This window comes from Paracoccus sp. KKT209, from assembly GCF_055635455.1.
Genome location: NZ_CM145758.1, coordinates 967,501 through 984,248 on the forward strand (window position 1 = coordinate 967,501; position 16,748 = coordinate 984,248).

General features: G+C 63.0%; 16 protein-coding genes, 1 tRNA gene, 2 rRNA genes and 5 pseudogenes (1 of these 24 running past the window's edge). 10 read left to right on the top strand and 14 right to left on the bottom strand.

The genetic code is table 11. The annotated features are described in order from the left end of the window. From ACZ2G3_RS04755 to ACZ2G3_RS04775, 5 genes and pseudogenes are all read left to right on the top strand, one after another. Nucleotides 1-559 (top strand): 23S ribosomal RNA (locus ACZ2G3_RS04755); it begins 2,275 nt to the left of the window's first position. An 88-nt stretch (nt 560-647) separates the two neighbouring features. Next, a 5S ribosomal RNA gene (rrf, locus tag ACZ2G3_RS04760) occupies nt 648-762 on the top strand. 58 nt (nt 763-820) lie between these two features. Beyond that, nucleotides 821-897: transfer RNA gene (locus tag ACZ2G3_RS04765), tRNA-Met, on the top strand. Nucleotides 898-1,053: 156 nt separating this feature from the next. Continuing rightward, nucleotides 1,054-1,646, top strand: a pseudogene (locus ACZ2G3_RS04770) (transposase); the annotation flags it as partial. A gap of 63 nt (nt 1,647-1,709) precedes the next feature. Next, nucleotides 1,710-1,997, top strand: coding sequence for a DUF1153 domain-containing protein (locus ACZ2G3_RS04775; RefSeq protein ID WP_470397988.1), 288 nt, complete (start codon nt 1,710-1,712; stop codon nt 1,995-1,997). A gap of 90 nt (nt 1,998-2,087) precedes the next feature. Here the strand turns inward: ACZ2G3_RS04775 and ACZ2G3_RS04780 are convergent, their stop codons facing one another. After that, nucleotides 2,088-2,321 carry a hypothetical protein gene (locus tag ACZ2G3_RS04780; RefSeq protein WP_470397990.1) on the bottom strand — a complete coding sequence of 78 codons (234 nt, stop codon included), beginning with the start codon at nt 2,319-2,321 and terminating at the stop codon, nt 2,088-2,090. 28 nt (nt 2,322-2,349) lie between these two features. On the opposite strand from ACZ2G3_RS04780, the gene ACZ2G3_RS04785 reads away from it, so the two are divergent. Next, on the top strand, nt 2,350-2,715 hold the full coding sequence (locus tag ACZ2G3_RS04785) for a transposase (protein ID WP_470399053.1): 366 nt from the start codon (nt 2,350-2,352) through the stop codon (nt 2,713-2,715). Between the two features lie 21 nt (nt 2,716-2,736). Continuing rightward, a complete protein-coding gene (locus ACZ2G3_RS04790; RefSeq protein ID WP_470397992.1) occupies nt 2,737-2,898 on the top strand; it encodes an integrase core domain-containing protein in 162 nt (53 codons plus the stop codon). A gap of 28 nt (nt 2,899-2,926) precedes the next feature. Here ACZ2G3_RS04790 and ACZ2G3_RS04795 read toward each other — a convergent pair. Beyond that, nucleotides 2,927-3,037 (bottom strand): annotated as a pseudogene (locus ACZ2G3_RS04795) (IS5/IS1182 family transposase); the annotation flags it as partial. Nucleotides 3,038-3,153: 116 nt separating this feature from the next. Here ACZ2G3_RS04795 and ACZ2G3_RS04800 point away from each other — a divergent pair. Beyond that, nucleotides 3,154-3,420 (top strand): annotated as a pseudogene (locus tag ACZ2G3_RS04800) (transposase); the annotation flags it as partial. A 243-nt stretch (nt 3,421-3,663) separates the two neighbouring features. Here the strand turns inward: ACZ2G3_RS04800 and ACZ2G3_RS04805 are convergent. Then, nucleotides 3,664-4,776, bottom strand: a pseudogene (locus ACZ2G3_RS04805) (IS110 family RNA-guided transposase). A gap of 7 nt (nt 4,777-4,783) precedes the next feature. Here ACZ2G3_RS04805 and ACZ2G3_RS04810 point away from each other — a divergent pair. Then, nucleotides 4,784-5,226 (top strand): annotated as a pseudogene (locus ACZ2G3_RS04810) (IS3 family transposase); the annotation flags it as partial. On the opposite strand, the gene ACZ2G3_RS04815 reads toward ACZ2G3_RS04810, so the two are convergent. The 7 genes from ACZ2G3_RS04815 to ACZ2G3_RS04845 form a co-directional block, all read right to left on the bottom strand. Further along, nucleotides 5,160-5,405 carry a hypothetical protein gene (locus tag ACZ2G3_RS04815; RefSeq protein WP_470399184.1) on the bottom strand — a complete coding sequence of 82 codons (246 nt, stop codon included), beginning with the start codon at nt 5,403-5,405 and terminating at the stop codon, nt 5,160-5,162. The pseudogene ACZ2G3_RS04810 and the gene ACZ2G3_RS04815 sit on opposite strands and share 67 nt — an antisense overlap. Nucleotides 5,406-5,499: 94 nt before the next feature. Then, nucleotides 5,500-6,642 carry a metallophosphoesterase gene (locus tag ACZ2G3_RS04820; RefSeq protein WP_470397994.1) on the bottom strand — a complete coding sequence of 381 codons (1,143 nt, stop codon included), beginning with the start codon at nt 6,640-6,642 and terminating at the stop codon, nt 5,500-5,502. Nucleotides 6,643-6,906: 264 nt separating this feature from the next. Then, entirely contained in the window at nt 6,907-7,911 is a 1,005-nt protein-coding gene (locus ACZ2G3_RS04825) for an SDR family oxidoreductase (RefSeq protein ID WP_470397995.1), read from the bottom strand. Nucleotides 7,912-8,352: 441 nt separating this feature from the next. Further along, nucleotides 8,353-9,108 (bottom strand): Hint domain-containing protein, encoded by a 756-nt coding sequence (locus tag ACZ2G3_RS04830; protein ID WP_470397996.1) that lies wholly within the window; start codon nt 9,106-9,108, stop codon nt 8,353-8,355. Between the two features lie 546 nt (nt 9,109-9,654). Then, nucleotides 9,655-10,695 (bottom strand): S8 family serine peptidase, encoded by a 1,041-nt coding sequence (locus ACZ2G3_RS04835; protein ID WP_470397998.1) that lies wholly within the window; start codon nt 10,693-10,695, stop codon nt 9,655-9,657. A 292-nt stretch (nt 10,696-10,987) separates the two neighbouring features. Beyond that, nucleotides 10,988-12,214 carry a cation:proton antiporter domain-containing protein gene (locus ACZ2G3_RS04840; RefSeq protein WP_470398000.1) on the bottom strand — a complete coding sequence of 409 codons (1,227 nt, stop codon included), beginning with the start codon at nt 12,212-12,214 and terminating at the stop codon, nt 10,988-10,990. Nucleotides 12,215-12,322: 108 nt separating this feature from the next. After that, complete coding sequence (locus tag ACZ2G3_RS04845; RefSeq protein ID WP_470398002.1) at nt 12,323-12,565, bottom strand: hypothetical protein; 243 nt, start codon at nt 12,563-12,565, stop codon at nt 12,323-12,325. A 174-nt stretch (nt 12,566-12,739) separates the two neighbouring features. On the opposite strand from ACZ2G3_RS04845, the gene ACZ2G3_RS04850 reads away from it, so the two are divergent. Further along, the gene (locus ACZ2G3_RS04850; protein ID WP_470398004.1) at nt 12,740-13,159 is read left to right on the top strand and encodes a hypothetical protein; all 420 of its coding nucleotides are present in this window, start codon (nt 12,740-12,742) and stop codon (nt 13,157-13,159) included. 67 nt (nt 13,160-13,226) lie between these two features. Here the strand turns inward: ACZ2G3_RS04850 and ACZ2G3_RS04855 are convergent, their stop codons facing one another. The 4 genes from ACZ2G3_RS04855 to ACZ2G3_RS04870 all read right to left on the bottom strand — a co-directional run bounded on the left by ACZ2G3_RS04855 (nt 13,227) and on the right by ACZ2G3_RS04870 (nt 16,697). Continuing rightward, nucleotides 13,227-14,315 carry a DUF475 domain-containing protein gene (locus ACZ2G3_RS04855; RefSeq protein WP_470398006.1) on the bottom strand — a complete coding sequence of 363 codons (1,089 nt, stop codon included), beginning with the start codon at nt 14,313-14,315 and terminating at the stop codon, nt 13,227-13,229. Nucleotides 14,316-14,595: 280 nt separating this feature from the next. Next, nucleotides 14,596-14,748 carry a hypothetical protein gene (locus ACZ2G3_RS04860; RefSeq protein ID WP_470398007.1) on the bottom strand — a complete coding sequence of 51 codons (153 nt, stop codon included), beginning with the start codon at nt 14,746-14,748 and terminating at the stop codon, nt 14,596-14,598. 59 nt (nt 14,749-14,807) lie between these two features. Then, a complete protein-coding gene (locus tag ACZ2G3_RS04865; RefSeq protein WP_470398009.1) occupies nt 14,808-16,055 on the bottom strand; it encodes an Hsp70 family protein in 1,248 nt (415 codons plus the stop codon). A 78-nt stretch (nt 16,056-16,133) separates the two neighbouring features. Beyond that, nucleotides 16,134-16,697, bottom strand: a complete 564-nt coding sequence (locus tag ACZ2G3_RS04870; RefSeq protein ID WP_419267158.1) for a glutathione S-transferase family protein — start codon at nt 16,695-16,697, stop codon at nt 16,134-16,136. Nucleotides 16,698-16,748: the final 51 nt, after the last annotated feature.

A 16,748-nucleotide genomic window follows, 5' to 3' on the forward strand; every position in this document is an offset into this window, starting at 1 on the left:
TGGCAGAAGCCAGCCTGACTGCAAGACTGACAAGTCGAGCAGAGACGAAAGTCGGCCATAGTGATCCGGTGGTCCCGAGTGGAAGGGCCATCGCTCAACGGATAAAAGGTACGCTGGGGATAACAGGCTGATGATGCCCAAGAGTCCATATCGACGGCATCGTTTGGCACCTCGATGTCGGCTCATCTCATCCTGGGGCTGGAGCAGGTCCCAAGGGTATGGCTGTTCGCCATTTAAAGAGGTACGTGAGCTGGGTTTAGAACGTCGTGAGACAGTTCGGTCCCTATCTGCCGTGGGTGTTGGAGACTTGAGAGGAGCTGCCCCTAGTACGAGAGGACCGGGGTGGACGTTCCACTGGTGGACCAGTTGTCGTGCCAACGGCAGTGCTGGGTAGCTATGAACGGACAGGATAAACGCTGAAGGCATCTAAGCGTGAAGCCCCCCTCAAAACAAGGTCTCCCTTGAGAGCCGTGGAAGACCACCACGTCGATAGGCCGGAGATGTAAGTGCAGCAATGCATTCAGTTGACCGGTACTAATGGCTCGATAGGCTTGATTTGATCCGGAAGAAGACAGACTGTCTTCCTCCCATGCATCCTTGGACAACAAAAACCCCGAAAGGGGCGACGCTGAGCGTGTCTTTCCCGGTCTGGTGGCCCTAGCGCGAGCAAAACACCCGATCCCATCCCGAACTCGGCCGTTAAGTGCCGCTGCGCCAATGGTACTGCGTCTCAAGACGTGGGAGAGTAGGTCACCGCCAGACCTGGTAAGACACGCAAATATCTCTCTGATAACGATGAAAACCCGCAGGACAAAACTGGCGCGGGGTAGAGCAGCCCGGTAGCTCGTCAGGCTCATAACCTGAAGGCCGCAGGTTCAAATCCTGCCCCCGCAACCAAAAATACCGAACCCGCATACAGCCCGCTTCCCAGCGGGCTTTTTGTTGTCCACCGCAGACAGCAGCGTCACGAGATCGCCTTGCAGAGCTGACCTGCCCCCCGGAACGTCCCTCGGTTTAATGTAGGGTTTGCTTCACAACGAAGGAGCAGACGACATGAGGAAAAGCCGCTTCACCGAGGCGCAGATCATTGGGATGATCAAGGAGCAGGAAGCCGGAATGGCGGCGGCGGAGGTCTGTCGCCGGCATGGTCTCAGCCCGGCGACGTTCTACACGCTCAAGGCCAAGTATGGGGGCATGGATGTGTCCGATGCCCAAAGGTTGAGGGTGCTTGAAGACGAGAACGGCAAGCTGAAGCTGCTTCTGGCAGATGCCATGCTCGACAATGTCGTTCTGAAGGATCTCCTGGGATCGAAGCCATGGGACGCCACTGGTCCAAGGACTATGGCTGAGCCCTGACGACACCGAAAGCGCGGCGGGACGCGGTGCTCAAGACGATGCGGGATCATGACATCTCGCAACGCCGGGCCTGCGTTCTGGTCGGTGTCGATCCAAACACGGTGCGGCGCGAGCGGCCGCCCGACAACCCGGAGATCCGCAAGGCCATGCAGGAGATCGCGGCGCTGCGCCGCCGGTTCGGCTATCGGCGGATCGGACTTCTGCTGGAGCGCAGGGGCATGCTGATGAACCCGAAGAAGCTGTATCGGCTCTACCGCGAGGAAGGGCTGTCGGTCCGGCGCAGGCGAGGCTGTATCGACCCAGTAAAAATTTGCTCATGCTACAAGGAGTGAAACGTAGCGATGAGTGGACCATTGGAAGACGTCGTCAAGCGGTGGACGGCCAAGCGCAAGTCAGCGCTGGTCATCGAGATCATTCAGGGCAAGACGACGGTGGCGGAAGCCAGCCGCGGCTATGACCTCTCCCCATCCGAGATCGAGGGCCGGGTCGATGATGCCCGTCGGGGCATGAAGAATGCGCTGCGGGCAAACCCGCTCGATGTTCGGCAGGAATACGAAAGCAGCTTCGTGACCTGCAAGAGGCCTACGGCGAGGCCATGCTGGAGCTGCGCGCGCGAAAAAAGTTGGCGGCCCTCATGGTGAGCCATTGAGCCGCCATCGGTCCGAGGCCAATGGCGAACGGAGAACGACAATTGATCCGGACGCTCCATGAGGGCCTGCTGGCAGATGGCATCAATGTGTCGCTGGTGAAGCTCTGCGCCGGGTATTGGCGTCCCGCGACGGACGGTCTACTACAAGCCGACCAAGGCCGCCCCGAAGATCGATCCCCGCTTCGCCGAGCCGATCAAGGCCATGATCGAGGAAAACCCATCGTTCGGCTACCGTATGGTGGCTTTCCTGCTGGGCTTCAACAAGAATACGGTGCAGCGGATCTTCCAGTTGAAGAACTGGCAGGTCCGCAAGCACCCTGCCGGCATGCCCGCGCATCCAGGCGCTGCCGCCCGTCGCCACCGGGCCAAACGAGCGCTGGTCGACCGATCTGGGCCGGCAGGGACGGCTGGCCTCTCTGGCCCGTGTGATCGACTGTCACACCCGGGAGCTTCTGGGATGGCACCTGTCACGCACCGGAAAGGCGACCACAGCGGCTAGCGCGCTGGAACATGCTCTGATCAGCCGCTTCGGCACCTTGGGTCGCGTCAACCGCGAGTTCTTGCTGAGGTCTGACAATGGGCTGGTCTTCACCAGCCGGCACCACACGGCCCTGGTGCGCAGCTACGGTCTGAGGCAGGAGTTCATCACTCCGCATTGTCCGCAGCAAAACGGCATGGTCGAACGTGTCATCAGGACGCTGAAGGAATGAGGAGGATCAGAAAACGGTCCAGTGGACCGTTTTCCCGACAAATGCGTTCACCGCCACCGCTTCGAGAGCATCCAGCACGCCGCGCGGGCCATCGGAGACTGGATCCAGTTCTACAACACCCGCCGGCCGCATCAGGCGCTTGCCATGCGGACACCTGCCCAGGCATTCAGATTAGCGGCTTAACCTGAGCAGATTCAGCTGGGTCAATACACCACACCGTATCCTTGTCCAGCCAGATCAGCAGCGATCCGCGCCGCCTCAGGGCATTATTGTAAGACGGCCAGTCCGTCGTGCGGTAGCAGGCAGCCTCAGGTTTGCTCATGCCGAGACGCTTACCCTACTAGCCAGCCCGCGTGAATCCCGCGGCAGGCTGGAGTTCTTCAACAACGCCGTTTGAAACTGGAGTTTCCAGCTAACCTTTCTTGGCTGCGAGAGGAGCTGAAAACGACGAAGGCATCGAAGTTCACGGAGGCGCAAAAGGCGTTCATCCTGAAGCAGGGCGAGGAAGGTATGCCGGTGGCGGAGATCTGCCGAAAGGCCGGGATCAGCCAGGCGACCTACTTCAACTGGAAGAAGCGGTATGGCGGCTTGCTGCTTGACGAGATGCGCCGGCTGAAGGCGCCGGAAGACGAAAACAGCCGGCCCAAGAAGATCGTTGCTGACCTGACCTTGGATCTTGAAATGCTGCAGGACGTCATCCGCCGAAATGTATGGTTCGCCCCGCCTGTGCAAGGTTCTTCCTGATGACGTTCAGGATTGCATAAATGTATCCGGCCTCTCGCGAGTGAGCTGGTTTTCCAGCCAGGCCATGATGAGATCCGCACGCGCCGTTCCCAATTAGCTTGTTCGGGCACGAAGCCCGCTTTCGGAACGGATTTACGGCGCGTCGATCATCCTTTTCGTCATCATTTCGAGCCTCGCATTCCGATCCGGTTGAACCGGATGGGGTTAAGCGCCAAATCCTGCTGGCAGGCGCCGTTCATATGTTGCCCCGGGCTTGCTGAGCACAACCCAGATCACCCTTGCTAGCTTCGCCGCCAGTGCGACTGTGACCTTATTGACGTGCATCCTTTCTCGAAGCTCGTCGGCCCATTGGCCAAGGCGGTCCTTCGTTCGGTCCAGATGCAGCAGGACCGATCGTGCGCCGTGGATCAGAAGCGTTCGGACATAACTACTTCCTCGCTTCGCTATGCCGAGCAGGGTCTGCTTGCCACCTGTCGAATGTTGCCGCGGCACTAGGCCCAGCCATGCAGCCACGTCTCGTGCTTTCTTGAAGCGCGACGGGTCACCGATGGACGCCAGGATGGCAGTTGCGCCGAGTGGCCCGATACCAGGGATCGTCATCAGCCGACGCGCGGTCTCATCTCTGTCCGCAATGGCCTTGATCTCCGTGGACACGCTGAGGATACGCTCCTCTAGGCGCAATAGGTCCAACTGCAGCTCCCGCAGGACAATGCGCGCCCGCTAAGTCAAATCATTCTCCGGGTCATCGATGGCGCGGACGATATCGAGTTTGAACACCCCGGCGCCTTGGCGGAGAGCGACGCCATGCTCCAGACAGTATGAGCGCATCTGACAAATAAGATTGGTTCGTCCCTTCACCAGTCGGCTGCGCACACGGTGTAGCATCTGCAGATCAACCTGATGCGCCTCCTTGATCCCGACGAAGCGCATTGTGGGTCTGGTTGCAGCTTCCGCGATAGCCTCAGCGTCGATGATGTCGTTCTTGTGCGACTTCACGTAGGGTTTGACGAACTGCGCCGGGATGATGCGGACCTCGTGACCGAGTTCCTTTAGTTTCCTGGCAAGCCACTGCGATCCGGGGCAGGCCTCCATGCTGACAAGAGTTGGCGCCGCTTGTGCAAAGAACTGCAGAAGGGTCTCGCGCCGAAGCTTGGCTTTCTGAATCGGTGCGCCCGAGGTGTCGAGACCGACCACGTGGAATAGGGTTTTGCCGATGTCGATGCCGAAGACTGCGCAGATTTTGGGTTGATGGTGCATGCTCATATCTCCCCTGTTGACGGTGACACGATTGTTGCCCGAGGCGGCGGGGCGAACCATCCCATTAGCTCTGAGGCCTGGTCGGACACGGGAACTTGTCGATGGGATGTTGGTGGATTGGGGGGTGTCGGTCCGCTAAGCATGTGGGGTCCTGCTCTTTGATCCGCCGAGCTACAATTACAAATCCCGCCGACCCGGGCAGGACGCATTGGAACTGAGGATCAGGGAGATCTGCGAGACCGGAGTGCGCTATGGCTATGGACGTGTCCACGTCCTGCTGCGACGGAAAGGCTGGCAGGTGAACATCAAGAAGACGCGCAGGATTTACAACGAGTTGGGTCTGCAGCTCAGGAACAAGAACCCAAAACGGCGGGTGAAGGCCAACTGCGCGATGATCGCCAGAAGACTGTCGGGCCGAACGATGTCTGGGCTATGGATTTTGTTCATGACCAACTCGCTCTGGGAAACAAGCTGTGCATCCTGACGATCGTCGACAGGCACTCCCCTTTCTGTCGCTGGCGATCGTCCTGAAGCACGCGCAAACGGTTCCGGTTCTTTGTCATTCCCCCGGTCTTCTTCCGAGCCAACCGGCAGGCGAGATGCGCGAGCCGGGCCTGCGCCTCGGCAGGAACACTAAGCTTCTTGCCGAGGTTGCGCAGCAGCGCTGCGGTCTCGAAGATGCCCACCAACGGGTGGATCACCTTAGCGGCGGCATTTCAGACGTTCCTGTCGCCAGCGCCGAACGGCCGTGAGCACTTGCAAGCCTCACACAGGGCCTGGAGACTACGCCCGCCGCAAGACGATCATTGTCATCTCGGGGGGTACGCCAAAGCGGAAGGCGAAGCCAGGCGTGTGCCCGGTTCCATTGCTGACATAGATCTGCGTGTCGCCCAGGTGGTAGAGTCCCGAGACAAAGCCGCCGTTCATCCGGGCGACGAGGCGGCGGAGTCCGACGGCCATGCCGCCATGGGTATGCCCGGACAGTTGCAGATCGACCCCAGCCCGGGCGGCGCGCCGGGCCAGTTTCGGCTGATGCGAGAGGAGCAGAACGGGCGTACCTTCCGGCGCACCCGCCAGAGCGAGGGACAGGTCCGGCCGGGCCTCGCCATATCCGCCCGAGGCAAGATCGGTCACCCCGGCCAGCACCAGATCGGCGCTGCCGCGGCGGATCACGACGTGGCTGTTCGGCAGGGGGCGCAGGCCAAGGGTGGGGAAGACCGCCATCCAGGCGTCATAGTCGAAGTAATACTCATGATTGCCGGGGACCATGTACACGCCGTCCGGTGCCTTCAGCAGGCGCAGGGGCGCGATGTCATCCTGGCGCGTGGCGGGCAGGCCATCGACCAGATCGCCGGTGATCGCCACAAGATCGGCGCCTTGGTCATTTGCCAGCGCCACCACCTTGGTTGCCCAATCGGCGGGAAAGAGCTTGGAGATGTGAAGGTCCGAAAGCTGCAGGACCCGGTAGCCGTCAAGCTCCGCTGGCAGATCCCGAATGGCGACTTCGACAGTGGTGACCGGGGGAAGCCGCAGGGCTTGGACCACGCCCAGGCCCGACAGGCACAGGACCGTCGCGCCCATTGTCAGGCGCATCCATGGGGCAGGACGGACCATGCGGCGGGCGGCCAGCGATCGCAGGACTGTCACGACATCCAGCGCCACCTGGGCGACAGCCAGCATCAGGACCGAGGCAAAGAGCCAGCTGAGCGCGATGATCATTGGCCGCGGCAGCTCGATCGGGTCCAGCGCGCCGGTCAGCAGCTGGCTGAAGACCCGATTGACCGCAACCAGCAGCACCAGCGCCATAAGGAGGTAGCGCGGCAGGCGGGCGATCGGAAGCCTGCCGACGAAGCGGAGGGCGACGATCAGGCCGATGACTAGGGTGGCTGCATGGAATGTCAGGATTTCCGGCGAAAATGGGCTCATCTTGATCCTGGCACGGGTGAGGCGACCTTGGGAGCGTCCTGCAGGTGCTGCATCCGCCTGCGGGGCTTGGTCGAGGCTTTTGCTTGCCACGAACATAGGGTGGAAGGAACCCTACAGGGGCCAGGCGACGGGCCTTCAGCGGGACATGACGTTCACGATCAGGGCATGCACGGTCACCGATCCACCAATCCAAGACAGAAGGCGGCTCCGCTGCCCGCGGGCGAGGGCGCCATCCCGAAGCGTTCGGAATGGCCCCGTGCCGTATTATCCGCCGGTCGCCTCGAACAGCTGGCCGGTCGAATAGCTGGATTCCGCACTGGCGAGCAGCACGTAAAGCGGCGCGATCTCGACCGGTTGGCCCGGACGACCCATGGCCGTGGAGGCGCCGAACTGTGGGATGGCGTCGGCAGGCTGGCCGCCCACGACCTGCAGCGGCGTCCAGAACGGGCCAGGCGCCACGGCATTGACCCGGATCCCGCGGGATGCCAGCTGCTTGGCCAAGACCTGCGCATAGATCACGTTGGCCGCTTTCGTCTGGGCATAGTCGAACAGGTTCTCGGGCGGTTGTTCGGCGACAACCGAAGCGGTGATGATGATCGAGGCCCCGGCCTCCAGATGCGGAAGCGCGGCCTTGGTGATCCGGAAGGGCGCATAGACGTTGGTCTTCATGGTCTGATCGAAGGTCTCGTCCGAGATTTCCTCGATCGAGGGCGCTGATTGCTGGAAGCCCGCATTGTTGACCAAGATATCGAGGCCGCCCAAGGCCTCCACCGCCCGTTGCACCAACTCCTGGCAGAAATCACGGTCGGTGATGTCGCCCGGAATGGCCACAGCGCGCCCACCCGCTTCCTCGATCAGCGCAACGACCTCCTGCGCGTCCTGCTCTTCGGCAGGAAGATAGTTGATCGCGACATCCGCTCCTTCGCGCGCGAAGGCGATCGCGACCGCACGTCCGATGCCGCTGTCGCCGCCGGTGATCAGCGCGCGCCGCCCCTCAAGGCGGTTCGAGCCGCGGTAGCTGTCTTCGCCATGGTCGGGAACCGGGTCCATCTCGCTGGCAAGACCGGGCCACTCCTGCTGCTGCTTGGGGAAGGGCGGCTGAGGATAGGCCGTCTGCGGATTGCGCATCCGGGTCAGGGGCGCAGCCTCGGCAGCCTGCCCGTTTTCTTGGGCACTGGCCGCTCCGGCGAAACCGACGGCTGCCAAACCTCCGGCCACTCCGCCCATCAACTTGCGCCGGGCGGGATCTTGGGGCTTATCTTCGGTCATGAGAATATCCTTGTTCACGGGATGGCCGTTCCGCCAGATGCTGACGACCCTTGAGATCGCCGCGACCGATCTCCTGCCGCCTGACCGGTCGCCAATGGGACCATGGGCAGGTAATTGACAGACGCAGGACGTGGGCTCCAACCTCTGCTCCCCCGGCGCGACGTGCTAGCAACGGGTGGCGGAGAATTATGTTCCGCTGGTAGTTCTACTGTCGTTGAAGTGTCATTCATCGTCGGCCGTGGAGGCACCGACATGCAGAATGGCGCGCTGATCATCCCGCGCCACCCTGAGCAGGAAGCGGCGGGTTGGGACCAGCGCTTTTTGCGGCGGCATCAGGAGGCTTTTACACACTATGGGAAATGCGGATGGCCGGAGAACGCGTGCCACAAAAAGGCGCGCCAAGCGATACGGGCGCGCCCTGAACATTGAAGTCAGCAGCGTTCAGGCCGCTGCGGCCTGCTCCGGCATCGCGACCTTGTTGGGTGCTGCAGGATCGGCTGCATGTCGCGCGGCAAGGTCAGGGAATCGTTTCGACAGCGTCAGGTCGGTGGTCATCATGAGGCTTTCCGCCTCGATCACCTTCCCCTCGGGTCCGGCCTTGGCATAGAGCCAGCTGTGGTTTTCCAGCAGGACGTGGAAGTACTTCAGCCCATTGATCCGTTCACGGCGCAGGCTGACCTCTTGGGCCGGGACCCGGTAGCCGCCTTGCAGGACCCCGTGGTTGGCAGAGAGGCTGACCCCCTCGATCTCGCAAGGCCGGTCGCGGAACTCGGTCGGGGTCCAGAAGTCGGCCGAGAGGACGGTCTGGACGCCTTTCGAGGACAGGATTCGATCACCGACGCGGATCTCCTCGACGGGGCGCCAGCCATCTTCCATCCGTAGGAGGGTGCCCTCGGCAAAGCAGGGCCCGCCCAGGTCCAGCGGCACGCCCGAGGGCGGCACGCCGCCGCTGCTGCTGCTTCCGTCGCCACCGCGCGAGGCCAGGAACAGGATTGCAAGGGGGATGAGGGCCAGCCAGTAGTCGCTCGGACCTGCCATCGGGGGCACGGCGGCAGGCGTCGGGGCAGCCAGAACATCCACGATCGGAACCGCATAGCCGCCTGCGACTGCCGCCTGGCCGGCGCTCATCACCAAGGCGGCCGGTGTCAGCTTGGCCAGGCGCTTGCCGATCCGGCTGAGGCCGGACTGCTGCATCATGCGGCTCAGTGACGTCGTCGCCAAGGCGAATTTCGGGAACAGGGGGCGAGGTCCGTGAACAACCCTCCGGCGCGCCGGCGACGTTCCTGCCGCAGGATCGGCCGGTGCCGTGCTGCAACGATTGCGGTCGGAAACGGCGCTGTCAACAATCCGGGGTTGTACCATTTGCGTGGACCTCCTCATCAAAATCGGAAAGATCCAAACTATGCGTCACCCCTGCAACTTTAAAAAGTGCAAAAAGACGCGATGGGAGGGGGAACGGCACAACTCAGGAGTTATTAAAAATACTTTACAATAGCTTAACGCAAATCTGGCGCTATCCTTTTGGTTGGGCTGATAATAGTCAAACGGTTAGTTTCTAGACCCAACGGTCACATTTTGCGCTGACTGCGACCTGAGGCTGAGATCAAGGCCTTCTGATTCGCGAGTTTGGTCCACCAACTGCATCAGTTGAGCTCGGTCTCTCGGTCCTCAAACCAAGCCTCGAGAAGACCGGCCTTCTCGCAGCCATTCCATCTGGTCCGGGGGCTGCTTGACCTCAAGCATCTAGTTGATGCGCGAGGGCGCCAAGGCGCGGGAGATACTGGCCTGGCCACGTCCGTGCACGGATGCCTTGTAGTTCTGGATCGTGTCGGTCCGCGCCGTATCCAGCAGTCGCCGGCTGATCTGCGAAGGGCTGGCCGAGGTGAACTTGCTTCCCAGCACAGCGGCGTAGCCGCTGACGACCGGTGCGGCGAAAGACGTGCCGTAGAGGTTCGACAGGTCACCGTGAACGCCCACTGTCAAGAACTGGCGCTGAACGGCCGGGTTCTTGCCCGCAAAGTTGGAATAGCTGGCAAGCCGGGCCTTCTGCTTCCTTGTGCCATTTCGGTCCAGCGCGCCCACGAAGATCGTCGAAGGCGTCCCCACCAAGGCCACGTTCAGAAAGTCGGTACTGCCGGAGCGGGTGCCAGCGCCGATCGCCACGCCGTCATTGCCCGCCGCCTTGGCGATCACGGCAGAACCCTTCTTGGCAAAACCGATGAGCGAGCTTTCCTGTGCCGACCACGCGATCTGGCTGGCCCGCGTTCCAGAGCGGGCGAACATGCCATAGCTGAGATTGGCGACATTGAGGCCCGTGCGGCTGAGCGTCACCCGGCGGCCGGTGGAATAATCATGTGAGGCAAGCATGGAGGAAGGGGCCAGCATCGATCCTTTGAGCCGCGCCCACTCTCCGTGCCGCAGCGGCTGGTTGCCCGTGCCAAGGTCGCCCGACAGGCGCCTGCCGCTTGTGAAGTCGTCCACCACGGTGATGGTCGCGCGTTGGCCACGATATCCGGCGTTCCAGGCGCCGATGATTTCCGGGCTCATCCAGGCCTGATAGCGCGGCTTTGCCACCGTAGCCGAACTGACGCGCATGGGCATCTTGGACGATCGCTTCTTCTTTGTGGTCTTCGCCAATCCCGAAATCTCTCCGGTCACGGCAGGCGGGGCTGACCAGCTCAACTGTCCAGTCGTCAGCGGCTCGGATCTGGCAGGCGAGGCGAGGCTGAGAGAGGCAGTCAGGCCCAGGAAGGCCGCGAGGATGAACAGGCTATGCTTTGGCACTGCGAGTCTCCACTACTTGTGGTTGCATCGCTGTCCTAGCACGAACCCCCGAAGGATTTCAGCAAAAATCTAGGGAAATGTGTATAGTTTTAACTATTCCAAAGCATCCTTCGGCACTGTCGGACGTCCATACCGCGTGACAGAACCGGCACGTAATACAGCTCAAGGTTGTGGAATCAACATGTTGGCGCGGATTGTCAGCTGAGCTTCCGAGAGAGAATGATCCATCGCTACGCGCCAGCTGGCAGCGCGACAAAGAGCCCGCAAAACGCCAGGTTCTACTCTCTGCAACTCAAGTCCTGCGAAGGCGCCGCCCCAAGGCCCGCGTCAGCGGAGCCCCTGTGGCACCATGAAGAATCACCGACCCGCAGATGACCAGGCTGACCGCGTGCCAGATCACCGCCTCACTGGTCCGCTGCTCCATCAGGGAGGCGTAATAGATGGCCGCGACGGCAATCGGTCCGAACCATCCCATGAACAGGGCCTCGGACCTCGTACGGACGTCGGGCAGCCACCGCCGCAGCAGAAGAAGGACGGGGGGCCGCCGCAGCAGCAGGATGGCCGCGACCAGCAGCGGACCCGACCATCCCAGGTCCATCCATCCCTTCCACGGCAAGACGCTGCCCAGAAGGACAAAGATCGGGATGGCAAAGAAGCGGTTGACCGCCTCCTGTCCATGTTCCTCGTTCTGCCGGTCGGACTGGTTGATGACTTGGGTAAAGGCGATGCCTGCCGCAAAGACCAGTAGAACCTCGTCGCTCTTGATGATGCGGCCGATGCCCAGGGCCAGGAAGGCCATCGCCACCGTATAGACCAGCCGCCACTGCTCCAGGATCGCACCGCGCCGCTCGGCCTGCTGCAGCAGCCTTGCAGCCCCATAACCGATGGCCCCGCCGACCAGGGTGGCAATGCCGATATCCCACAAGAGCGACTTGCCCAGCCAGTGGACGAGGGCGTCGCCGGTCGGGCGCGTGATCAGAAGAAACGGCAAGAAGACGAACAGGTAGGCCAGTCCGTCGTTCGCACCCGATTCAAACGAGATGGCATGGCGCAGGTTCTCGGGGATGTTCTTCTCAGCCTCCGCGCCGGTGACGATGGGGCTGGCCGCGACCGGATCCGTGGGCGTCACGATCGCACCGATCAGGGCCGACAGTCCAAGGGGCAACCCTAGGATCAGAACTACCAGCGCCGTGCTGATGATCCACATCAGGACCATGCTGAGACCGATCAGCTTCAGCATCTCCCTCCAGCGGCGGCGCAGATAGTCGGCCGGGATGCGCAGCGCGACGCCCACAAGGCCGATGCCTATCGCCAGACGCGCGGCATCCTCCATGAGAGAGGCGCGATGGCCCGTCCCCTCCAGGTCGATCAGGTTCAGGACCTGCGGACCGATGGCGATCCCGATCAGCAGGGCGAGGAGGGTAGGCGGCAAGGGGCTGCGTGCAAGCCACTTGGACGGCAGGCCCAAGGCCAGCGTGACGCCGCCCAGAAGTGCCACGAGAACGTCAAAGTCGTTCACCGGCCGATCTCCCTTCGATGGGTTGACGAGGCAGGTGGAGGGGCGGGACGTGCCTGCGCCTGTCATCCACTGCGCGGGCCGGCCGGATCATCGGCGGCCCGCGCCCGTTCAATTGACCTTTTCGGCTGCCATATCGCAGCCGACCTGAGGTTCGCTGGCCGGATCCTCGCGCAGCGACCGGATTGCGTCGGACCAGATCTGGGTGGGGTTGGCGGTGGAATCGAAATCCGCCCGCCCGCTGACCTTCTGTCCGTCCCAGGCCAAGGCATAGCTGTCCATCGCCAGGTTGCGGGTCATCTCCAGCTTGACGCCGCGGACGACGGTTTCGCCGATGATATCGAGATCGCTCATGATGCACTCCTTGAACGCTTCCATAAGTAATAAGCTTCAGGGCATGAATAGTTCCCGCTGCAGCGCGGCAGAGGAGCGGCGTGTCGGCGGCCGGGGCGGATCAAACGTTGGCGCAGGAGCCATGCAGGGCTGAGTTTCGCAATTCCTGCCGAGCGTGAGCCGAGGCCCGTTCCTGTGGCCAACGCCAAGTGCCGGAGGAAAAAAATCCAGGTGGGGCTGACTGGCGCGCGTGACGAGGACTTCGGACGCATCGGCACGCTCCTGCCACTGGCACCAGCATCAGGTGCGGTCCGCTGGCAAAATAATAACAAAATGTGCGGGCAGGAAGTCAGGAGCGCAGGCAATCTGATGACCGGCGGTTCGACCGGCAACACTTCAAGTTGCTTCTTACAACCCCCCAAGATGGACCGTATGCCGCGCCGAAACCTGAAAGGATGCTTCCGAAGGCGGGCGCCGAGAAGCTGCGCTTTTTGCTGCTTGGCTGAACCGATCCTGTCTGAAGCCGACATGCATTTTGCCGCGAAACAGAGGAAAGGACTAACACCGGAAGCCGCAGCGAGAAATGTGAAGCCGCAGCAGGGAATGTACCGATAAGGGCGAATGAAAAACGGCGCGCGGGTGCGCGCCGCTCAGGCGGAGGACTCAAAAATCCTCCGGCGCTTCACTCTGCGGGCAGGGTATTCCTGCGGTTCCACCGGACCGAGGACCAGAGCGATATCCCGATCAGTCCCGCCCCGCCCAGGCCGGTGATGACCTCGGGGATATGCACCAGCGCCTGGGCGAACATGACAACCGACAGCGCGATGATGGCGTAGAAGGCGCCGTGTTCCAGATAGCGGTATTCCGACAGGGTGCTGTTCTCGACCAGCATGATGGTCATCGATCGCACATACATCGCCCCGATCCCCAGGCCGATCGCGATCACGAACAGGTTCTGGCTGAGGGCAAAGGCCCCGATCACGCCGTCAAAGCTGAAGGACGCGTCCAGCACCTCCAGATACAGGAACGCCCCCAGGCCGCCGCGGGCCGCGCCGTGCAGGGTCTCCTGCGTGCTGTCCAGAAGTCCGCCCAGCACCTCGACCAGCAGAAAGGTCATCAGCCCCCAGATCGCGGCGCCGAAGAACACCTCGCGCTCGGTCCCCTGCAGCAGGTGCGAAAAGCCCAGCACGAACAGCAGCACGACAGCCACCTCGATCCCGCGGATGCTGGCGTATTTCGCCATGTGCCGTTCGACCCAGTGGACCCAGTGCACATCCTTTTCGTGGTCAAAGAAGAAGCTGAGCCCGACCATCATCAGGAAGGTGCCGCCGAAGGCCGCGATCGGCAGATGCGCCTCGTGCATGATATGGGCATATTCCTCGGGCTGGCTGGCGGCCAGCAGCAGCGCCTGCCACGGCCCGATCCCCGCCGCGATCACGACGATCAGCAGCGGAAAGACGATCCGCATGCCGAAGACCGCGATCAGGATGCCCCAGGTCAGGAAGCGCCGCTGCCATTCGGGGCGCATCTCCTTGAGCTTGTTGGCATTGACGATCGCATTGTCGAAGGACAGCGAGATTTCCAGAACCGCCAGCACCGAGCAGATGAAGAGGATCGACAGCATCCCCGACAGGGTCCCCGTGGTCTGCCAGCCCAGGACCGCCCCGAGCGCAAGCCCGAGGCCGGTGACGATGATCGCCCATTTCAGATAGGACAGCACAGGACGGCCCGCGCGCGATCCTCCTGCCGATGGCGAGGTATCCTTGTTCATGATGGATTTGGTCCAGGCGGCTGGAAAGGAACAGGTGCCGACATCACGAAAGCGCCGCCACTTTCGCCAGAGGGGCCCGGTCACCGCTCGACTGCGCCAAAGCGCCGCAGGCATCTAGCGCACCCGGGCCCGGGCCGACAAGCGGCAAGACCGGCTTTTTGCTGAAGATCATAGGGGAGAAGGCAGAAAAATGCCCCGCCCGCAAGGGCAGGGCCAGTTCCAACAGGGAGTATGGGTCAACAACCTTGCGGCGAAAACGTTCCCGCCTCTGTCCCGCCCGTCACTGATTTTCCTGCTTGTAGTCGCCGGGCTTGGCGGGGTTCATCACGTCGAACTCCTCGGGCGAATGGGGCACGCCATGATGGTCGCCCTGGCCGTTCTGGCGGGGCGGGTCGGTGGCCGGGTTGTCCTGCTTGGGCTTTTCCTGGGTCATGATCAGGTCCTCCTGCAGGCTAACGGGCGGGCCGGGCGGTTGTTCCCCTGCAGGCGCCCTCAGCGCGCGGCGGCGATGGCCAGCCCGTCGGTCACCGCCGTGAACACGTCCTTGAAGGAATGCCCGGCCGCGGGAAACCGCGCCTTCATCGTGGCCGAGACCATCGACATCAGGCTGGAGCCGCCGACATAGACGACCTGGCGCACATCCGCCGCATCGATGCCCGCAAGGCGCAGCGTTTCGTCGGCGCCCTCGGCCAGGGTCGCGGCATGGCGGGCCAGGCTGTCTGCCAGTGCCTCGGGCGGCAGCGGGGCATAAAGGCCGCGCTCGACCTGGTCCAGCAGGATGCGCGGCTGGGCCTCGCCCGCATTGGCCGCGATCTTGCCCCGCTCGACCGCAAAGGCCAGATCGTGACCCAGCTCGTCCTCCAGCACGCGGGCCAGCCGCGACAGCCTGTCGGGGTGCTGGGCCAGGCGCAGCATCTCGGCCACCATCCGGCGGTTCTGGGGCGTATAGACGAAGGGGATCTTCTCCCAGGTGGCCAGGTCGTTGTAGATGGCGTTGGGCGTGGGCGAGGTGCCAGCCCCCATCGCCTTGCGCAGCTGGCTGCCCTTGCCCAGCAGCGGCATCACCCGGTCGATGTTGATCGCACGGTCGAAATCGGTGCCGCCGATGCGCACCCCGTGATTGGCCAGGATCGCAATGCCGCCGCCCTCCGACCGGAACAGCGAAAAATCCGACGTGCCGCCCCCCACGTCCACGATCAGCCCGATGGTGCCCGGCTGATCCAGCGCACCGCTGGCGATCGCCGCAGCCTCGGGTTCGGGCAGGAACTCCACTTCGCGAAAGCCTGCCTCCAGATAGCAGCGGCGCAGATCCTCCTCGGCCTGCGCCTCGCGCGGGTCGCCGGCACCGTGAAAGACCACCGGCCGCCCCGACAGGGCGCGGTCGAAGGTCAGGCCGGTCTGCGCCTCGGCCCTGATCTTGATCTGGTTCAGAAAGCGCGCGATGATGTCGACGAAGGTCACGCCCTGGTTCAGGATCTGGCGCTTTTCATGCATCAGACCGGTGCCCAGGACCCGCTTCAGCGCGCGCATGAAGCGGCCCTCGACCCCGTCCAGCAGCGCCTGGTTGGCCGGATCGCCGATCAGGGTGCGCCGGCTCTCGTGGTCGAAGAAGAAGGTCGTGGGCATCGTGGTCTGGCCCGGCGCCAGTTCGATCAGCCGCGGCCTGCCATCGCAAAGATAGCCCGCCGCCGAATTCGAGGTGCCAAAGTCGATGCCCAAGCTGCGGCGCTGCGATGCCATGCCCATTCTCCTGCCTCGGGGACGAGGCTGGCGGGGATAGGCAAGCATCCCCCGGCTGTCAAGCAGGTGGCCCGCGCCTCAGCCGGGCGGCAGTTCAACCTCACCCAAGGCGGTTCGGAAGGCGGGGCGCGCCTTGCACCGTGCCAGATAATCCTCCAGCGCCGGGCAAGCCTCCAATGAGGTCACCTGCGCCGCCGCCCAGAGCGAATAGCCGATCTGGCAGTCGGCGCCGGAAAATTCGCTGAGCAGCCATTCCGACCCGTCCAGCCAGTCGTCCAGCAGGGTCAGGCCTTGGGCCAGCCGGTCCGAGGCCCCCGGTTCCGCGCGCCGCGCGACCTGCTGCAGCAGCGTTTCGGAATAATGCAGCCAATCCAGCCAGCCGATCCGCCCCGAGGCGCCGGGCGCCCGCCACAGGTCCGGTGCCCGGGTTTCGCACAGCCATTCGGTCATCGCCCCGGTCTCGTGCATGGTGACCTTGCCATCCCGCAGGGCGGGCGGGCGCGGGGGATGCAGCGCCGCCTGCAGCGTATCCGGCGCATCAAGGCGCTCCAGCGCGTAATCGCAGCCGATTTCCTCCAACAGCCACAGGATGCGGGTGGAACGCGAATGGGGCACATGCCACAGGGTCAGGTCGGTTGTCATCGCGCCAGTAACGCACGGTGCCCTGGCTTTCGCAATGGGGCGACGCCGCGA

Excerpts from the sequence above, each read along its gene's own strand:
- ACZ2G3_RS04820 (WP_470397994.1), bottom strand. The coding sequence starts at position 6,642 with ATGAGCCCATTTTCGCCGGAAATCCTGACATTCCATGCAGCCACCCTA.
- ACZ2G3_RS04845 (WP_470398002.1), bottom strand. The coding sequence starts at position 12,565 with ATGAGCGATCTCGATATCATCGGCGAAACCGTCGTCCGCGGCGTCAAG.
- ACZ2G3_RS04860 (WP_470398007.1), bottom strand. The coding sequence starts at position 14,748 with ATGACCCAGGAAAAGCCCAAGCAGGACAACCCGGCCACCGACCCGCCC.
- ACZ2G3_RS04855 (WP_470398006.1), bottom strand. The coding sequence starts at position 14,315 with ATGAACAAGGATACCTCGCCATCGGCAGGAGGATCGCGCGCGGGCCGT.
- ACZ2G3_RS04825 (WP_470397995.1), bottom strand. The coding sequence starts at position 7,911 with ATGACCGAAGATAAGCCCCAAGATCCCGCCCGGCGCAAGTTGATGGGC.
- ACZ2G3_RS04865 (WP_470398009.1), bottom strand. The coding sequence starts at position 16,055 with ATGGCATCGCAGCGCCGCAGCTTGGGCATCGACTTTGGCACCTCGAAT.
- ACZ2G3_RS04870 (WP_419267158.1), bottom strand. The coding sequence starts at position 16,697 with ATGACAACCGACCTGACCCTGTGGCATGTGCCCCATTCGCGTTCCACC.
- ACZ2G3_RS04830 (WP_470397996.1), bottom strand. The coding sequence starts at position 9,108 with ATGATGCAGCAGTCCGGCCTCAGCCGGATCGGCAAGCGCCTGGCCAAG.